Source organism: Bradyrhizobium sp. RDI18 (assembly GCF_043203335.1).
GTDB classification, from domain to species: domain Bacteria; phylum Pseudomonadota; class Alphaproteobacteria; order Rhizobiales; family Xanthobacteraceae; genus Bradyrhizobium; species Bradyrhizobium retamae.
Map to the genome: position 1 here is coordinate 4,190,501 of NZ_JBICRN010000008.1, position 16,237 is coordinate 4,206,737.

The window sequence follows — 16,237 nt, forward strand, 5'->3', positions numbered from 1 at the left end:
CTACGCCTCGAGATGACGGCCGGGAAACATCTGCCGGACCAGACCGCTGACAGGGCCGAACAACAGCGATGCGACGTACAGCACCGCCGCGATCAGGATGACCGCGGGGCCTGAGGGAATTTTGGTCTGAAACGACAGCACCAGTCCGGCATAGCCCGAGACAATCGCGCTCGCCACCGCGATGCAGATCATGCCGGTGATGTCGCGCGACCAGAACCGGGCGATGCCGGCGGGCAGGATCATCAGGCCGACGCCGAGCAAGGTGCCGAGCGCATGAAAGCCGTTGACCAGGTTGATGACGACCAGCGCCAGGAACGCCAGATGCGCGGGCGCGCCGGCGCGAGAGACGGTGCGCAGGAACACCGGATCGACGCATTCGATCACGAGGGGGCGGTAGATTACCGCCATCACCAAGAGTGTAATCGTGGCGTTGAAGGCGATTACCAGCAGCGTCTGGTCGTCCATCGCGAGGATGTTGCCGAACAGCACGTGCAGCAAGTCGATATTGGTGCCCTTGATGGAGACGATGGTAACGCCAAGCGCCAGCGACACCAGATAGAAGGTCGCGAGCGAAGCGTCTTCCTTCAGCTCGGTGTTGCGCGCAACGAGGCCGGCGAGCAGCGCGACCGTGAAGCCCGCGATCAATCCGCCCGTCGTCATCGCGAATAGATTCAACCCCGAGACCAGGAAACCGATCGCAGCGCCCGGCAGGATCGCATGCGCCATGGCGTCACCGACCAGGCTCATCCGCCGCAGCATCAGGAACACGCCGATCGGCGCGGCGCCTAGCGCAAGCGCGATCACGGCGGCGAGCGCGCGGCGCATGAACTCGAATTCGATGAAGGGCGCGAACAGCGCGTCGTACAGCATCAGGCCGCCCGTGATGGCATATCGGCGGCGCAAGCTGCGGCGCTGTCGTCGAAGGCTTCGCACATCTTCATCGCCACGAGCAGGTTTTCCGGTGTCAGCACTTCGGCGGTCGGTCCCCACGCAACCGGCCCGCGCGCCAGCAGCAGGGTTTCGGGGAAGTGGCTTCGCACCATCTCGAGGTCGTGCAGCGCCGCCAGCACGGTGCGCCCCTCGCCATGCCAGCGCCTGACCAGCGCGATCAGGTCCGCCGAGGTTTTTGCATCGATGGCGTTGAACGGCTCATCCAAAACGATGAGGCGCAGATCCTGCAGCAGCACCCGCGCAAACAGCATGCGCTGCATCTGCCCGCCGGACAGCGTGCCGATCGCGCGGTTTTCGAAACCGTTGAGCCCGACCGCGGCGAGCGCCGCCAGGATCTTCTCGCGCGCGGCCTTGCCGACGCCGCCGAACGGACCCGTCGAACGCCACAGCCCGCTGCCGACGAAATCAAATACCGAGATCGGAAAGCTGCGGTCGATGTCGACGCTCTGCGGCAGATAGGCGATGTCCCTGCTATCGAGACCGCCGAGACCAATCGCGCCGGACAGCGGCTTGAGGATGCCGGCCACTCCCCGGAACAGCGTCGACTTGCCGGCGCCGTTCGGCCCGATCACCGCCATCAGCGCGCCCGGCGCGACCTCGCCGTTGAGGTGATGGACCGCCGGATGCCGGTCGTAGCCGAGCGTGACGTTTCGAAACTTTATCTGCGCGGTCATGCTCACCTCATCGCCACCAGGACAACGGCCCACAGAGCGACGCTGACGGCGAGCGCTGCGGCAAGGCGGGCTGACACAGTCATCCGCAGAATCGACCAGGGCGCGGCCTGCGCCGGATGCGGCGTCGCCGGGCCGTGGCTGTGGGGGTGAGCGTGATGCGCGTGGTCGTGGGAGTGGGTGTGAGGCATAGATCGACGTTATAATATAACATTACGGGAGTCCACGAGGGGCATGACCGAGGACCAATATTCTCCAATGCCCCTGCTATTCTCCAATACCCCTGCCCGTCATGTCCCGCGAAATGGGCATCCAGAGCCCGATTCCGGTTCAAGCCCTCACGGCTTCCCGATCACCATCGCGATCGCGGCCGCCAGAAACGGAAACGGCACCGAGACCGCGGCGCGAAACCAGACGAAGCGGGCCGGCATGAAGGGAATTTCCCAGAGGATCATGCGCTGAAAGGCGAACAGTGCCCAGGCGACGACATAGGCGATCACCTGCGGCGGGCCGCCGCCGACTTTCAATGCCACCGCGCCGATCGAAAAGCCGACCACCGGGCCTCCGGGCGTCGCCGCACCCGCAATCACCGCAGTCAGCACGCCGAGCCAGCCGCTGTCAGGGCCGAGCCAGCCGGTGATGACTTCGGGCGGAATGACGGCGGCGATGTAACCCGAGCCGATCACGCCGAGTGCAATGCGCGGCACGATGTTGATGAAGTCCATCGAGCCTTCGCGCACCGACGACACAAGCACGACGCGGCCGCGCCGCCAGGCCATGAAGCCGAGAATCGCGACCGAGCCCCACAACGTGATGTCGATGATCAGCGCAGACGCCGTCACGACGGCTCGCCCTTCGGATACGTCCGCACGAAGACGACGCGGCCGAGCCAGCCTGCCAGCACCGGGATCGGCAGCGAGATCACGATGCGCCACAGCGTGAAGTCGGTGCCGAGAATCGGCAGCTCCCAGGCGACCGCGCGGCCGTAGCCGATCAGCATCCAGCTCACGACCATGGCGATGGTGGCGCCGAAATCGGCGCCGACGGTGAGCAAGACCGCCGCCACCGGATAGGCGGTGAACGGGCCGCCCGGCAGGATCGCGCCGAATGCCGTTCCGATCAAAAGTCCCTTCAGACCCGATTCCGGGCCGAGCGATCGCGAGACTTTGTCGTGCGGCAGAATTTCCGCGATGAATCCGCCGAGCAGGCAGCCGGCCAGCACGCGCGGGATGATTTCGCCGAACAGCAGGAGATCGTGCGTGAAAATACTGAGCACGCCGTCAATGCCGTCGCGCCGCCACACCAGCGCAACGCAGATCGCGACGAGCACGCCGATCACGATCATCGACCAGCCGACCGGCTTGCGAGCACGCCGGGGTTTTGGCTCGGCGTCGTCGGCTGGCGCCGGGTCTGTTGGCGGAGGTTCTGACAAGGCTGTGGGGTTTGGCGGGTGAAGCTAGTCCATCCTGCTTAGTCCCGCGCGTGTGGCGAAGCAAACGGAAGCTCGCGCGATACCCATGCGCTTCTCAGGGACGCCCATGCGAGGACATCACGCGGCCCGTTTCGTATGGCGGTTGGTTCAGGTGAACTGACGCACCAGTGCGAGACCGCCGAACAGCCCGGCAATCGAAAGCATGACGGAGCCAATCACGTAAAGCGCCGCGAGCCCAAGCTCGCCGCGCTCGTAGAGCAGCGCCGCATCGAGCGAATAGGCCGAGAACGTGGTGTAGCCGCCGAGGACGCCGGTCATCAAAAACAGCCGCCAGGGCTGCGAGCCCTCGCCCTTGAAGGCGAGATAACCCGCGATCAGTCCCATCGCGGTCGAGCCTGATATGTTGATGATGAAGGTGCCCCAGGGAAAGCTGGTGCCGAGGCAGCGGGCGCAGGTGAGATTGATGAAATGACGCAGCGTCGCGCCAAGGCCGCCGCCGAAAAAGACCAACAGATAGCTTGTCGCGTTACCCACTATTGCCCCGGTGTTCACCCTCCCCTGGAGGGGGAGGGTCGACGCGAATGAAATGAGCGGCGGGGTGGGGTGAAGGTCTATCCACTCGGAAAGTGTTCGAGCTGAGAGATCACCCCGCCCCGGTTCGCATTCCGCTTCGCTGCATGCGAACCGACCCTCCCCTTCCAGGGGAGGGTGAAACGGCGGCGCTAGCGCGCCTGGTCGTTACGCTCCGGCCTTGCCGAACAGCTCGTCGACGTAGTCCCAGTTGATCAGGTTATCGCAGAACGCCTTGAGATAGTCGGGACGGCGGTTGCGATAGTCGATGTAGTAGGAGTGCTCCCAGACGTCGCAGCCGAGAATCGGCGTCGCGCCGTAGACCAGCGGGCTTTCGCCATTCGCGGTCTTGGAGATTTCGAGCTTGCCGTTCTTGACCGACAGCCAGCACCAGCCGGAGCCGAACTGGCCGACGCCGGCGGCGGCGAAATCGGCCTTGAACTTCTCGAGGCCGCCGAGGTCTTCGGTGATCTTCTTCTCCAGGCGGCCCGGCAGCTTGCTGCCGCCGCCATTCGGTTTCATCCAGTTCCAGAAATGCAGGTGGTTGTAGTGCTGGCCGGCATTGTTGAACACGGCCGGATTCTTGCCGAACGAACCCTTGACGATCTCCTCCAGGGACTTGCCTTCGAATTCAGTCCCCTTGATCGCGTTGTTTCCGTTGGTCACGTAAGCCTGGTGATGCTTGTCGTGGTGGTATTCCAGCGTTTCCTTGGACATGTGGGGCGCAAGGGCGTCGTGGGAATAGGGAAGATTGGGCAGCGTGAAGGTCATGGGGTGATGTCCGAGCTGATGGGAGACGTGGTGGTCTAACGGGAACTCTTATAGAAGGTTCCATTGCGCATAAACACCGCAATTTGGCAAGAACGGGGAGGCCTCCGGTAACGCCGCGTCCCGCGTCCAGCGTATGACAGGCATGGCAGTCGCAAGCATCGGCGCGGTATGGTGATGAAATGAGCATCGAGATCGACGTCCTGAACGGGGACTCCTCATGGCCGCGCGCCGAACCGCTGATGCAGGCGGTATGGCCGCGCCATGTCGTCGAAAAATTGTCCTGGGGTCACGTCAAATGGGCTCATGCCGACCTGCGCGTGCTGATTGACGCACCCGAGGACGCGGAGAGGCCGGGGCTGGCCTGCCATGTCGGCATCTATTTCCGCACCGCGACCTGGGACGGTCGCAAGGTCCAGATCGGCGGCATCGGCGGCGTCTCGACGCGGGAGGATTGCCGGGGACGCGGCTATGCCACGCTGGCGCTCAACGCCGCGATCAGGACCCTGCGCGATCACGAAGCGGTGCGGTTTGCGATGTTGTTCTGCGAGCCGCACAATGAAGCGTTCTATCAGGCGCGCGGCTGGCATGCGTTCAACGGCGAGGTCTATGCCGAGCAGCCGGAGGCACGAATTCACTTCGAGGCCATGGCGCCGTTCGTGTTCGATTTCACGCGCAAGCCACGCGATGGAATAATCGACCTATGCGGCCTGCCATGGTGACCCCTGCGCAGGGCGCGGTTGGCTTGCACGCGGGCGGCCGGATAATATGTCATCCATAATTTATTCGTTTGGATGACATGACGCATGACCATTGACGCCCCGCTCGACATGCGTCCCACTGCCGTTCCGCCCGCGCCGGCCAACGGCCTGCTCACCTCGCCGATCCTGCCGACACTGCTGACACTTGCGCTGCCCAACGCGATCGCCATGGTCGGCACGACGCTGGTTGCGGTCGCCGAGACCTTGTATATCGGCCGGCTCGGCACCGAGCCGCTCGCCGGCATCGCGCTGGTATTTCCATTCGTCATGCTGACGCAAATGATGTCGGCGGGCGCGATGGGCGGCGGCGTTTCCTCAGCCATCAGCCGCGCGCTCGGCGCCGGCGACCGCGACCGCGCGGCGACATTGGCCCTGCATGCGGCGATGATCGGCGCCTGTGCCGGGCTCTTTTTCACGGCGATGATGCTGGCCTTCGGCCACGCGTTTTACGCGCTGCTCGGCGGACGCGGCGGCGTGCTCGAACAGGCCATGCAATATTCGAACGTGCTGTTCTCCGGCGCGATCGCGATCTGGCTGGTCAACACGCTGGCCTCCGTGGTGCGCGGCACCGGCGATATGCGGATTCCATCGATAGCGCTGATCGGCATCGCGCTGGTGCAGATCGCCGTTGGCGGCGCGCTGGGCCTTGGGCTGTTCGGACTGCCCGGGCTCGGCATGCGTGGCGTTGCCGCAGGCCAGCTCGCCGCTTTTACACTGGGGGCTATCTTCCTCGTCTGGCACCTCGTCAGCGGCCGCAGCCGGCTGACGCTGAACTTCAACGGCTTCAAATTCCAACGCGACATGTTCTTCGACATTCTCAGGGTCGGGGCAGTGTCCTGCCTGTCGCCGCTGCAAACCGTGCTGACGGTGTTGATCTTCACCAAAATTCTGGCCGGCTATGGCACCGAGACGCTGGCCGGCTATGGCATGGGCTCGCGGCTGGAATTCCTGTTGACACCGATCGCCTTCGCATTCGGCGTCGCCTCGGTGCCGATGGTCGGCATGGCCATTGGCGCGGGCCTCGTGACGCGCGCCCGGCAGGTGGCGTGGACCGCGGGCGCTGCGGCGGGCATCACCGTCGGCGCTATCGGACTGATTGTCGCCGCAAAGCCGTCGCTCTGGGTTTCGATGTTCACCGGCGATCCCGGCGTCACCGCCGCCGCCAATGCCTATTTCACCTGGGCAGGCCCGGCCTTCGCGTTTTTCGGGATCGGCGTCAGTCTCTATTTCTCTTCGCAAGGTGCTGCGAAGGTCGGCGGTCCCGTGATGGCCGGCACCGCAAGGTTGCTGATCGTCGGGGGCGGCGGCTGGTGGCTGGCCTCCATGGGCGCGCCGGCATCGGCCTTGTTCGCCCTGGTCGGCGCAGCGATGGTCGTCTACGGCCTCGGCACGGCGCTGTCGATCCGACTGACCCGCTGGGGCGAATGATAACGGCAAGTTGCGCTCAATCCGACGTTGCACAAATCTGATTTGTTGCTATGCAGGCCTGCTTTTTCGTAAGGAATGATTCATGGCTTGCAGAACGGCTTTCATCATCGCGATCTCAGCGGCATTGCTGGCCGCGCCATCCGCCTTCGCGCAAGGCGCCAGCGAGCCAACCGGCGTCTGGCTGACCCAGGCGGGCGATGCCAGGGTCAAGATCAGCAAATGCGGCGGTGGAATTTGCGGCGTGATCGTCGCTTTGAAGGAGCCGATCGATCAGGCCACCGGCAAGCCTCAGGTCGATGACAAAAATCCGAACCCGGCCCTGAAGCAGCGGCCGATGATCGGCCTTCCCCTGTTCAGCGGCATGAGCCCCAGCGGTCCCAACAAATGGTCGGGCCAGATCTACAATGCCGATGACGGCGGCACCTACGCCAGCAGCGTCTCGGTAACAGGCGCAGACACCCTAAAGGTCGAAGGCTGCGTCGGCGCGCTCTGCGGCGGCGAGAACTGGACCCGGGTCGGGCGCTAGCGATTTCAAGCAACGCTCTTGGAGAGATGGTGGGCACGGCTCGAACGCGCCTTTGCCGACCCTACGGATCTTCACTTGCGGTAGCGCCCTACGCCGCCATCGCCTTCAGCGCTGACGCCGCCGACGCGTAGCCGCCGCGGGCGCCGTCGATGAAGTGGACGTGATCGCTGCGCATCACCGAGGGCGCGAAGCAGGTCATCATCGCGGCGTCCTGCCGGTGCAGGCCGTAGCGCACGATCCTGGCTGACGCCGCCTTTGCCAGAATCTCCGTTAGCGCCCGTTCGAGCTCGACCGTGCAATCGAGGATCATCCGCAGGCCATCGTCATATTTGCGGAAGTCGGAATTCTCCACCACCTGCTGCACGTAGTTCTTCGGCACGAAATTGCCGACCTTGATGCCGAACCGCATCACCACATAGGCCCAGAGCGTGACGGCGAGCACGACGGTGCGCCGCTTCAACAGCGGCCCGCCGCGCGCGGCGCGCGCCTCATATTCGACGCCGGCCGGCGGCCAGCGCAGCGGTGGCCCATCCGGCGGCACCGGCCGGCCCGCATCCGGGCTCTGCTCGACCAGTTTGATGACGTCCTCGATCACCTTGCGGAAGGCGTGCGGATCGGCGCCCTTGGCCGGGACCACCAGCACCGACACAATGAGTCCGCGGGAGGAAGGAATTTCCTCGAACCGGCACGACAGCCCGGACAGATCGGGCTGCGTTCCCGGCTTCGCCGGCGGGACCGCGAATTCGCCCCGTTTCATCGCGGCATCCGCCCATCCCAGCCCGCCGCCGGAAAACATCGCATAGGACAGATTGGACGACGGCCCGAAGCGGGCGACTTTGATATCGAGGCCCTGCGCCCGAATGTCCTTCACCGGCACCAGCGCCACCCGCATCATCAGATCGAGATCGGCGCTGACCCAGGCCGCGGTCGCCGCCAGCGCCTCGCGCGCGCGAAAGATCGGCCGGGGACACCGCAAAGCTCGCACCATCGCCGCCGAACACGAACGGAAACTCGCGGCCATCAAGCGCATTGGTCACGGCCGCGATCACGGCGGCGCCGGCCATGTTGACCGCCTTGTAGCGCTGATTGGCGATCGCCCTGGTCGACTCGACGATGTCGGCGACACCGACGGTCCAGTCGTCCGGCAACGGCGTATACAGCGCCGGGTCCATCAGGCTGCCGAAGCCGCGAAAGACCGGAATCGCGCCATAGAAAATGTCGGTGCCATCAGACGTCGTCATGGCGATCTGCGCTACCCCGAGTTCGTTCGCGCCTTTCCTACTAGATACGGCCAGTCTTGGAATTCGGTTCAAACAGGCGACCGAATGTCCTACCCCTTTACGATCCCCCGCAGCACCAACTGGTTGAGCCGGTTGGCAAACGCCGCCGGATCTTCCGGCAGTTCGCCGTCGAGGATCTGCGCCTGCTCCAACAGCAGGAACGACAGATCCCTGGCCGCGTCCTTGTCGCCGGCAATCGCCGCGACCAAAGGATGGCGCATGTTGATCTCGAGGATCGGCTTGGTGGTCGGCCCCTTGTTCTGCATTGCGAGCAGCCGCTCGAGCATGCGGTCCTGTGCGCCGCCGCCGGCGACGAGGCACGACGCGCTCGAGGTCAGCCGCTGCGAGGCGCGCACGTCGGAGACGCGCTCGCCTAGTGCGTCCTTGACCAGCGCGATCGTCGTGGCTTCATCGGCGCCGCCTTCGTCTTTCTTGTCCTCGGCCTTTTCATCCAACAGCGGGATCAGTCCGAAATCGATATCGCCCTGGCTCAAGGATTTTAGCGGCTTGCCGCCGAAATCGAGCGACGCGGAGGTCCAGAACGCGTCGACCGGATCGGTCAGCAGCAGCACCTCGATGCCGCGGGCAGTTGCGGATTCGAGTTTCGGATTCGACTTCAGCCGTTCGACGCTCTCGCCGGTGAGATAATAGATGTCGGTCTGGTTCGGCTTGAGGTCCTCGACATATTGCTTGAGCGAACGCCCCTCGCCCTTTGTCGTGGTGAAGCGCGACAATGCGAGCAGCTTCTCGCGGCGCTCAAAGTCCTCCCAGATGCCTTCCTTGATCACAGGGCCGAACGCATCCCAGATTTTTGCGAACGCTTCCGGCTCCTTTTCGCCGAGGCTTTCCAGCTCCGATATCACGCGGCCGGTAACGGCCTTTCGGATCTGCGCGAGCTGCGGATTGTTTTGCAGCATCTCGCGCGAGATGTTGAGCGGCAAATCTTCGCTGTCGATCACGCCGCGGATGAAGCGCAGATAGGCCGGCAGGAGATCGGCGTCGTCGGCGATGAAGATGCGGCGGACATAGAGCTTGACCTTGCCCTTGCGCGCTTGGTCGAACAGGTCGAACGGCTTTGTCGACGGCGCAAACAGCAGCACCGCGTAGGACTGCCGGCCTTCGGCGCGATAATGCAGCGTCATCGCCGGTTCGTCGAATGCGCCGGCGACCTGCTGATAGGCCTGCTTGTAGTCCTCCGGCTTGAGCTCCGATTTCGGCCGCTGCCATAGCGCGCTGGCCGAATTGATCTGGCGCGGCTCGCCCTCCTCCGGCACCAGTTCGATCGGAAACTGGATGTTGTCGGACCAGGCGCGGACGACACGTTCGATCTCGTAGGTCTCGAGATATTTTGATGCCTCTTTCTTCAGGTGCAGGACGATCTCGGTGCCGCGGGTGACGCGCGTGGCGTCTTCATCGCTGGCTTGAGCGATTTCGAATCCGCTGCCGCCGGAGGACGACCAGACGAAGACCTGATCGGAACCGGCACGGCGGCTGGTAACGACAATGCGCTCGGCAACCATGAACGCTGCATAGAAGCCGACGCCGAACTGGCCGATCAGGTTGGCGCCGTCTTTGGCCTCGGTGAGGCGCGAAAGAAACGACTTTGTGCCGGAGCGCGCGATGGTGCCGAGATTGTCGATCAGCTCCTGCCGGTCCATGCCGATGCCGCTGTCGACGACGCTAAGCGTATTGGCCTTCTTGTCCGGCGCGATACGGATCTTGGGCGGCGCGCCGTCGGCAATCAGCTCGGGCGCCGATATCGCCTCATAGCGCAGCTTGTCGCAGGCGTCAGATGCATTCGAGATCAGCTCGCGCAGGAAGATTTCGGTCTCCGAATAGACCGAGTGCACCATCAGGTTCAGAAGCTCGGCGACCTCGGCCTGGAACGGCTGGGATTCGGGGGCAGTGGTGGTCGTCATACGGGGCTCGCAATGCAAACAGGGCAGGACGGGAAGCCCTGATATAACGATGCCATCTGGGGTGGCAAGATTTGCGACGACGCGCCAAAAGCCTGTTTGCCCCCTTACCGCTCGACGAACGCGCGCTGGAACTGATCCAGAATCGGCTTGAAAAGGTAGCTGAGCATGGTCCGGCTGCCGGTCTGCATGAATACTTCCGCAGGCATGCCCGAGACGAGCTGCAGCCCGGCGAGCAGCCGGCGCTCCTCTTCCGGCAGCATGATCCGGACCGTGAAATAGGATGTGCCGGTCTGCTGGTCGCGGGTGGTGTCGGGCGAGACGTACGACACCTGACCGATCAATTGCGGCGTCACCCGCTGGTTGAAGGCCGAGAACCGAACGAAAGCCTGCTGGCCCTTGCGCACCTGATCGATATCGTTCGGCTGCAACCGCGCCTCAATCTGCAGATCGTCCGAATCAGGCACCACCTCCATGATGGTGTCGCCGGGGCGAATGACGCCGCCGATGGTGTGCGCGTTGAGCTGATGGATCACGCCCGACGTCGGCGCGCGCATCTCGATGCGCTCGAGCACGTCGCGCGCGGCGACGGCGCGCTCGCTGAGTTCGGCTTCCTTGCCTTGCGCCTCGCCGAGCTCCTTGACGACTTCCGTCCGTACGTCCTGGTCGAGCCTGACCATCTGAAGCTTCGCCTCGTCAACCTTGGTTTTGGTCTCGGCGATCGTGGAGAGCAACTGGCCGCGTTCTCCTTCGATTCTGGCACTCTCGCGCTGCAAGGCCGTGAGCCGCGCGATCGGCACGAGACGCTTGTCGAAGAGCTCCTGCACTCCCGTGAGCTCACCGGTGATCAGTTCCAGTTGCTTGGCCTTGGACGCGACCTGCGCTTCGAGGCCGACGATCTCTTCGCCAAGCTGCGACACCTTGCTCTGCAACAGCTCCCTTTGGCTCTCGCGTGCGGTCACCCGAGCCCTGAACAGCGAGGCTTCGGAGGCCAGCACTGTCTTGACGTTGCCGTCGTCCAGCCGGGTCGATAGTTCGGGCGGTATTGCCGGTTTGGGCAGACCGTCGCGCTCGGCGACCAGCCGCGAGATTTTCGCCCGCACCTCATCGAGCTGCTTGCTCACGACCTGAAGGCTGGCCTGCGCCTGCGTCGAGTCCAGCCGCAGCAAGAGATCGCCGGCGTTGACCCGCATGCCATTATTGACCGCGATCTGTGCGACCACACCGCCGGTCGGATGCTGGATGGTCTTGACGTTGGACTGCACCACCAGATTACCCGGCACCACGACGGCGCCCGACAAGGGCGCGAACGCCATCCACCCGCCTGCCAGCCCGCCGACGACCAGCAGCACCCGCAGCCCGGTGCGCAACTCGTTCTCGTAGGCGCGCGCCGCCCGCAGCACGATGCTCTCGCCGGGCGCCACATCCGCCGATGCATCGCGATTGGCAAGGAATGCAACGCCTGCGGTCACGCCGTTGCGGACCACCCGCGTCACCGAACGCTCGCGCGGCACGGCGCCCGCAGGGGCCGGCGGCGCCAATTGGGGAGCCTCGATGCGAGGCGGCTCCCGCCGGTCGTTGATCTGCAAAAGCTCCGGTCTCGACCTCGGCATGTTCATGAGCGACGGATCGTCCGGCGCGATGATCGGACCGCGCGCCTGCCGTTCCTTCGGCCCCGAATTGGCCGCCCGGCCGCGGGGCTAGCCGTCCGTGGCGGCGGCATAAACTGCGGCTCACGCGCAGCGCGTCCACTGCGCGCCGGCGGCGGCTCGGCATCGAGGCTGTCGGACTGCGATCCAAAAGGGCCGAGCCACGCATCGAGCACGCGACTCATCTTGCCCTTTTTCCGCCGCTTCGGCCGGGCCGGACGCCGCGCGCCCTGACGTGGTTCGTCATTCGCCGGACGACGAAGCGGCGGCCGCTGCTGCTGCTGATTGTCCTGTTCGAATGCCTGCCGCAATCGCTGCAGTTCGAGAATCAGCGCCTGGCCTTGCGGCGCAGCGGCCTCGGCATCCGTTCCTTCGAACCGGCTCCGCACCACTCTTTCGTCGGCATGGACGTGATCAAAATTCTTCATGACGAAACACTCTCGGCAAGTGATGCGCGCTGCTCTGCCTTGGCCTGCGGCGCGGGCTGCGGCGGCGCGCCCTTGCCGTTGGCGTTGCGAACGCGCGCGAATACCTCTTCGCTCGGGCCGAACGCGATCGCCTTGCCCTCATAGAGCACCATCGTCATATCAAGCGCGGAAAGCGCGCTCGGGCGGTGCGAGATGACGACGACGATGGATTTGTTCTGGCGCATGATGGCGATGGCGCGGGTCAAGGCGTTCTCACCGTCGGCATCCAGATTGGCGTTGGGCTCGTCGAGAACGATCAGAAACGGATCGCCGAATACCGCTCGCGCCAGGCCAACGCGCTGCTTCTGTCCGGCCGACAGCGAGATGCCGCCCGCCCCTATTCGCGTCGCATAACCTTCCGGCAGGCGCAGGATGATGTCATGGACGCCGGCGATCTGGGCAGCCTTGAGGATGGCGTCGGAAGTTGCGTGTTCGTCGAAACGGCAGATGTTCTCCGCTACCGTGCCGTCAAACAAGCCGACGTCCTGCGGCAGATAGCCGATGTGCCGGCCGAGATCCTCGTTGCGCCATTGATCGAGGGAGGCGCCGTCAAGCCGCACCGCGCCGCGATGCGCCGGCCAGATTCCGACCAACGCCTTGGAAAGCGAGGTCTTGCCCGACGCGCTGGCGCCGAGCAGCGCCAGCCCCGCGCCGGCCTTGAGCGAAAACGTAACGCCAGACACGATCGGCATGTCGAAACCAGGCGCCGCCACCGCGAGGTTCTGCACGGACAATTCGCGGCAGGGACGTGGCAGCATGACCGGCGGCGCCGGAGGCGGTGCGGTCGCCTTGCATATGTCGCGCAGACGGGCGAGGCCCTGGCGGGCGGCGGCCAATTGCTTCCAGGTGCCGAGCGCGATTTCAACCGGTGCGAGCGCGCGCCCCATCAGGATTGAAGACGCGATCATGACGCCACCCGACGCCTTGTCGACCACGACGAGATAGGCGCCGATACCGAGCATTCCCGATTGCAGAATGTAGCGCAGCACCTTCGCGGCCGAGCCGAGATTGGCATAGACGTCGGTGGCGCGGATGTTTTCCTGCAGGTAGCGCTCGTTGGCCTGCGACCAGCGCGCCGTCAAGCGGTCCGTCATGCCGAGCGCGCGGACGATTTCCGCGTTGCGCTGCGTCGCATCCGCCAGTACCTGGCGCTGCGCGTTCATGTCCATCGCCGCCTTGGCCGAATTGCGCGAGATCCGCTCGGTCAGCAAGGTCATCGCAATGATCGCCGCAGTACCCAGCAGCGCCGTGAAGCCGATCGCGGGGTGAAACAGAAACAGCCCGATCAGAAAGACCGGGATCCACGGCATGTCCAGGAATGCCGTCGGCCCCATGCCCGACATGAAGGTGCGCACCTGGTCGAGATCGCGCAGCGGCTGCTGCATCAGGACCGGCTTGACGCCGCGCAGCGGCAAGGCGGCGAGCGCCGAATGGATTGCGCCTTGCAGGCCGGCATCGAACAGCGTTGCGACCCGGCACAGCATCCGCGACCGCATCGCGTCGAAATATCCCTGCACCAGATAGGCGAACAGCACCATCAGGGATAGGCCGAACAGGGTCGCGAGGTTACGGCTCGGAATCACCCGATCGTACACCTGCAACATATAGAGTGGGCCCGACAGCATCAGGATGTTGATGACGCCGCTGAATACGGCGACGCCGATCATGCGGCGCGCACTGGCGCGCAACGCATTCGTGACGGGATCGTCGCCGGCCAGCGTCGAACGCAGGCCCGACACTGCGCGGAGCGCCGACGCTGCCCGCGCTCGGTCCTGCGTCTGACCCTGAGCGATACTCATTGAACTGCCCTACGACCCGCTCGATCGGGTCTCCCTGCAGGTCTCCTTGACGCGCGATGCGGACCATTTTTCGGCAGGAATGCGACGAATGCCGATTGTTCAAGTTCGCCCGTGGGTAGAACGGTGGCAAACGCTCGGTTGTTGCCGCAACGGCGTGCACACCTCCGGCCAAGACGCCGGCACCGAAAACCCGGCGCACCAGACAAGGGCAGCGATGCCTTCTCGCGCGCGCTTCATTCGCCGTTTTCGCGCATGGCGTGCGTCATGGATTCGTCCGTCTATCACCTTGCTTCGGCGCTCATTGGTCGCTGTGTCGGCCGAATGACGCCATGAAGCTAAATGATCCTTCACCATGCGCGACGTCCCGCCCCCTGGCGGATGGCCGCGCCTACGCGTCAATGGATTCGACTGGACAGCAGGGGACGAACAATGGCTCGCTTGGCTCACGGGGATCAGCCCGACGCTGATCTCGATCTTCCGATCGATGAAGTCGCCAGCCCGCCAGTCGCTCCGGCTTCCCCGTCCACGACACCGCTCGAAGAACCGCCGCTGGCCAGCCAAACGACGTCACGGCCTGTCGGTTCGAATTTCTCCGACCTCGGCTCAACCTTCAACGGCACGGCTCGCGCGCCGGTGGATGCCCCGCAGCAAAGCGCGTTCGGCAACGGTGCCCAAGCAGCCGGCAGCATTGCACACCACACCAACGATCTCACCGCCATGCAGAACAATCTGCTGGCCGAGCTCAATACAGGCCAGTTTTCCGGCGCCGCGCTCGGCCATGTTCAGGCGATCCTGTCCGACATCACCAGCGCCATTTCGGCGGCCAACGCCTCGGTGAGCGCGGCAGGCTCGTTCGGCAACGCCGCTGGCGCAGAACAAGCGCTTCGCGTCAGCCAACTCAGCGTCATCAATGCCGTCAGTACCGATCCCGTGCTGGCTAATCCGGCGCCGCCCGCGCCGCTGCCCACTGCCCCCGCCGCCACGGCGCCTCACAATCTCGCGGAGATCGGCGCGATCTTCGACGACGTGGCCAGTCAGATCCTTGGCGGGGTCAATGACGGTAACCGGGCGCAGATCACCGACGACATCAATGCTGTGATATCGGACATGCAGGCGCTGATGACCGCCAACCCGGAACTGTTCGACGGGCTGACCGGCGTCCATGCCGATGAGATCGTGCAGCAACTCCAACTCGAGCTCGTCTATATCAACGACCCCGGGATAAGCCCCACGGCGGCACAGGCCAGCGTCGACAACATCATCGACATCATCGACATCATCCAGAGCGATGCCAATCTGGCTGATATGGCAACGCAAGACGGCATCGGCGACCTTTCGCCGCTTCCGGATGACACCTCGCCGGCTCCGAAATATCTCGACAATGATGTGCAGACGGCGTTCCTGGCCAATTTCATTGCGCAGTCCAATTCGCTTGGAAAGCAAGCCGTCGACCTCGTGGGAAGCCAAGACAGCGAGGCGATCGCCGCGCTGATCGGCGATCTCAGGGCCTTCGAGAAGGGCGTCACCGATTTCGACGCGGACCTGGGCGGCATCCTCGGCGCCGAGATTGCCGCGATGATCAAGGGATTGCAGACCGGCAACGCGACGCTGGTCGTCGCTGCCGCGGACCAGATGCACGGCAATGCGGCCGATGCCGGCGGCAACAATATCCCTGTTACCGGCGGCACCTACAATCCGGACGGCTTGACGGTCGCCGAGGTGCTGGGGACGCCGGTCGCCGAAACGCCGGCGATGGCCGCGGCGGCTAGCCTGGACGTGCAACAAGTCGCAGCCCCCACCATCAGCGAGCCGGTGATTGTTGCGACTGCCGACGTGGAGATCTGGGGCGCGGACCAAGCCAATTCGGACATGCCCGAATTGGCACATCATTTACATCATATGTGGGGATAGCGGCGCGCAGCGCGACCTCCAGCGACCCGACACGTCGGGAACGCTGGAGGCCGATACATCAAACAAGAAGCGCGTTCGCCGATCCGGCTCACGCGGCGGGCGCAAAAG

The 16,237-nt window shown here is 64.5% G+C and carries 15 protein-coding genes and 1 pseudogene; 4 read left to right on the top strand and 12 right to left on the bottom strand.

What is annotated here, in order from left to right; all coding sequences use genetic code 11:
• From ACFXS9_RS29295 to ACFXS9_RS29325, 7 genes are all read right to left on the bottom strand, one after another.
• Positions 1-870, bottom strand: a complete 870-nt coding sequence (locus ACFXS9_RS29295) for a metal ABC transporter permease (protein WP_213289001.1) — start codon at positions 868-870, stop codon at positions 1-3.
• Positions 870-1,625, bottom strand: coding sequence for a metal ABC transporter ATP-binding protein (locus ACFXS9_RS29300; RefSeq protein ID WP_392694847.1), 756 nt, complete (start codon positions 1,623-1,625; stop codon positions 870-872). The genes ACFXS9_RS29295 and ACFXS9_RS29300 overlap by 1 nt, the downstream gene beginning before the upstream one ends.
• 2 nt (positions 1,626-1,627) lie before the next feature.
• Positions 1,628-1,813 (bottom strand): hypothetical protein, encoded by a 186-nt coding sequence (locus tag ACFXS9_RS29305; RefSeq protein WP_392694850.1) that lies wholly within the window; start codon positions 1,811-1,813, stop codon positions 1,628-1,630.
• Between the two features lie 147 nt (positions 1,814-1,960).
• Complete coding sequence (locus ACFXS9_RS29310) at positions 1,961-2,401, bottom strand: hypothetical protein (RefSeq protein WP_065743836.1); 441 nt, start codon at positions 2,399-2,401, stop codon at positions 1,961-1,963.
• A 59-nt stretch (positions 2,402-2,460) separates the two neighbouring features.
• Complete coding sequence (locus tag ACFXS9_RS29315; RefSeq protein WP_392694853.1) at positions 2,461-3,054, bottom strand: permease; 594 nt, start codon at positions 3,052-3,054, stop codon at positions 2,461-2,463.
• A 147-nt stretch (positions 3,055-3,201) separates the two neighbouring features.
• Positions 3,202-3,588 (bottom strand): fluoride efflux transporter CrcB, encoded by a 387-nt coding sequence (crcB, locus tag ACFXS9_RS29320; protein WP_392694855.1) that lies wholly within the window; start codon positions 3,586-3,588, stop codon positions 3,202-3,204.
• A 204-nt stretch (positions 3,589-3,792) separates the two neighbouring features.
• Positions 3,793-4,395: a superoxide dismutase gene (locus ACFXS9_RS29325; RefSeq protein ID WP_065743750.1), complete on the bottom strand. Its 603-nt coding sequence runs from the start codon at positions 4,393-4,395 to the stop codon at positions 3,793-3,795.
• A 179-nt stretch (positions 4,396-4,574) separates the two neighbouring features.
• On the opposite strand from ACFXS9_RS29325, the gene ACFXS9_RS29330 reads away from it, so the two are divergent.
• The 3 genes from ACFXS9_RS29330 (at position 4,575) to ACFXS9_RS29340 (ending at position 7,107) form a co-directional block, all read left to right on the top strand.
• The gene (locus ACFXS9_RS29330) at positions 4,575-5,114 is read left to right on the top strand and encodes a GNAT family N-acetyltransferase (protein ID WP_392694858.1); all 540 of its coding nucleotides are present in this window, start codon (positions 4,575-4,577) and stop codon (positions 5,112-5,114) included.
• Positions 5,115-5,198: 84 nt separating this feature from the next.
• Positions 5,199-6,581, top strand: coding sequence for an MATE family efflux transporter (locus ACFXS9_RS29335; protein WP_392694861.1), 1,383 nt, complete (start codon positions 5,199-5,201; stop codon positions 6,579-6,581).
• 82 nt (positions 6,582-6,663) lie between these two features.
• The gene (locus tag ACFXS9_RS29340; RefSeq protein WP_392694864.1) at positions 6,664-7,107 is read left to right on the top strand and encodes a DUF2147 domain-containing protein; all 444 of its coding nucleotides are present in this window, start codon (positions 6,664-6,666) and stop codon (positions 7,105-7,107) included.
• A gap of 88 nt (positions 7,108-7,195) precedes the next feature.
• Here ACFXS9_RS29340 and ACFXS9_RS29345 read toward each other — a convergent pair.
• The 5 genes and pseudogenes from ACFXS9_RS29345 to ACFXS9_RS29365 all read right to left on the bottom strand — a co-directional run bounded on the left by ACFXS9_RS29345 (position 7,196) and on the right by ACFXS9_RS29365 (position 14,086).
• Positions 7,196-8,348, bottom strand: a pseudogene (locus tag ACFXS9_RS29345) (DUF3095 domain-containing protein).
• An 89-nt stretch (positions 8,349-8,437) separates the two neighbouring features.
• Positions 8,438-10,306, bottom strand: a complete 1,869-nt coding sequence (htpG, locus tag ACFXS9_RS29350; RefSeq protein WP_392694867.1) for a molecular chaperone HtpG — start codon at positions 10,304-10,306, stop codon at positions 8,438-8,440.
• 104 nt (positions 10,307-10,410) lie between these two features.
• Positions 10,411-11,916, bottom strand: coding sequence for an HlyD family type I secretion periplasmic adaptor subunit (locus tag ACFXS9_RS29355; protein WP_392694870.1), 1,506 nt, complete (start codon positions 11,914-11,916; stop codon positions 10,411-10,413).
• A gap of 2 nt (positions 11,917-11,918) precedes the next feature.
• Complete coding sequence (locus ACFXS9_RS29360; RefSeq protein ID WP_392694872.1) at positions 11,919-12,380, bottom strand: hypothetical protein; 462 nt, start codon at positions 12,378-12,380, stop codon at positions 11,919-11,921.
• On the bottom strand, positions 12,377-14,086 hold the full coding sequence (locus ACFXS9_RS29365) for a type I secretion system permease/ATPase (RefSeq protein WP_392700078.1): 1,710 nt from the start codon (positions 14,084-14,086) through the stop codon (positions 12,377-12,379). Before ACFXS9_RS29365 ends, ACFXS9_RS29360 begins: the two co-directional genes overlap by 4 nt.
• A 561-nt stretch (positions 14,087-14,647) precedes the next feature.
• Between ACFXS9_RS29365 and ACFXS9_RS29370 the strand changes: the two genes are divergently transcribed.
• Positions 14,648-16,129 carry a hypothetical protein gene (locus ACFXS9_RS29370; RefSeq protein ID WP_392694875.1) on the top strand — a complete coding sequence of 494 codons (1,482 nt, stop codon included), beginning with the start codon at positions 14,648-14,650 and terminating at the stop codon, positions 16,127-16,129.
• Positions 16,130-16,237 lie beyond the last annotated feature (108 nt).

What these genes read in the sequence shown, in the direction of transcription:
- ACFXS9_RS29325 (WP_065743750.1), bottom strand. Translation starts at nt 4,395, where the DNA reads ATGACCTTCACGCTGCCCAATCTTCCCTATTCCCACGACGCCCTTGCG.
- ACFXS9_RS29295 (WP_213289001.1), bottom strand. Translation starts at nt 870, where the DNA reads ATGCTGTACGACGCGCTGTTCGCGCCCTTCATCGAATTCGAGTTCATG.
- ACFXS9_RS29305 (WP_392694850.1), bottom strand. Translation starts at nt 1,813, where the DNA reads ATGCCTCACACCCACTCCCACGACCACGCGCATCACGCTCACCCCCAC.
- ACFXS9_RS29360 (WP_392694872.1), bottom strand. Translation starts at nt 12,380, where the DNA reads ATGAAGAATTTTGATCACGTCCATGCCGACGAAAGAGTGGTGCGGAGC.
- ACFXS9_RS29340 (WP_392694864.1), top strand. Translation starts at nt 6,664, where the DNA reads ATGGCTTGCAGAACGGCTTTCATCATCGCGATCTCAGCGGCATTGCTG.
- ACFXS9_RS29370 (WP_392694875.1), top strand. Translation starts at nt 14,648, where the DNA reads ATGGCTCGCTTGGCTCACGGGGATCAGCCCGACGCTGATCTCGATCTT.
- ACFXS9_RS29335 (WP_392694861.1), top strand. Translation starts at nt 5,199, where the DNA reads ATGACCATTGACGCCCCGCTCGACATGCGTCCCACTGCCGTTCCGCCC.
- ACFXS9_RS29365 (WP_392700078.1), bottom strand. Translation starts at nt 14,086, where the DNA reads ATGATCGGCGTCGCCGTATTCAGCGGCGTCATCAACATCCTGATGCTG.
- ACFXS9_RS29310 (WP_065743836.1), bottom strand. Translation starts at nt 2,401, where the DNA reads ATGGCCTGGCGGCGCGGCCGCGTCGTGCTTGTGTCGTCGGTGCGCGAA.
- ACFXS9_RS29355 (WP_392694870.1), bottom strand. Translation starts at nt 11,916, where the DNA reads ATGCCGAGGTCGAGACCGGAGCTTTTGCAGATCAACGACCGGCGGGAG.
- htpG (WP_392694867.1), bottom strand. Translation starts at nt 10,306, where the DNA reads ATGACGACCACCACTGCCCCCGAATCCCAGCCGTTCCAGGCCGAGGTC.
- ACFXS9_RS29300 (WP_392694847.1), bottom strand. Translation starts at nt 1,625, where the DNA reads ATGACCGCGCAGATAAAGTTTCGAAACGTCACGCTCGGCTACGACCGG.
- ACFXS9_RS29330 (WP_392694858.1), top strand. Translation starts at nt 4,575, where the DNA reads ATGAGCATCGAGATCGACGTCCTGAACGGGGACTCCTCATGGCCGCGC.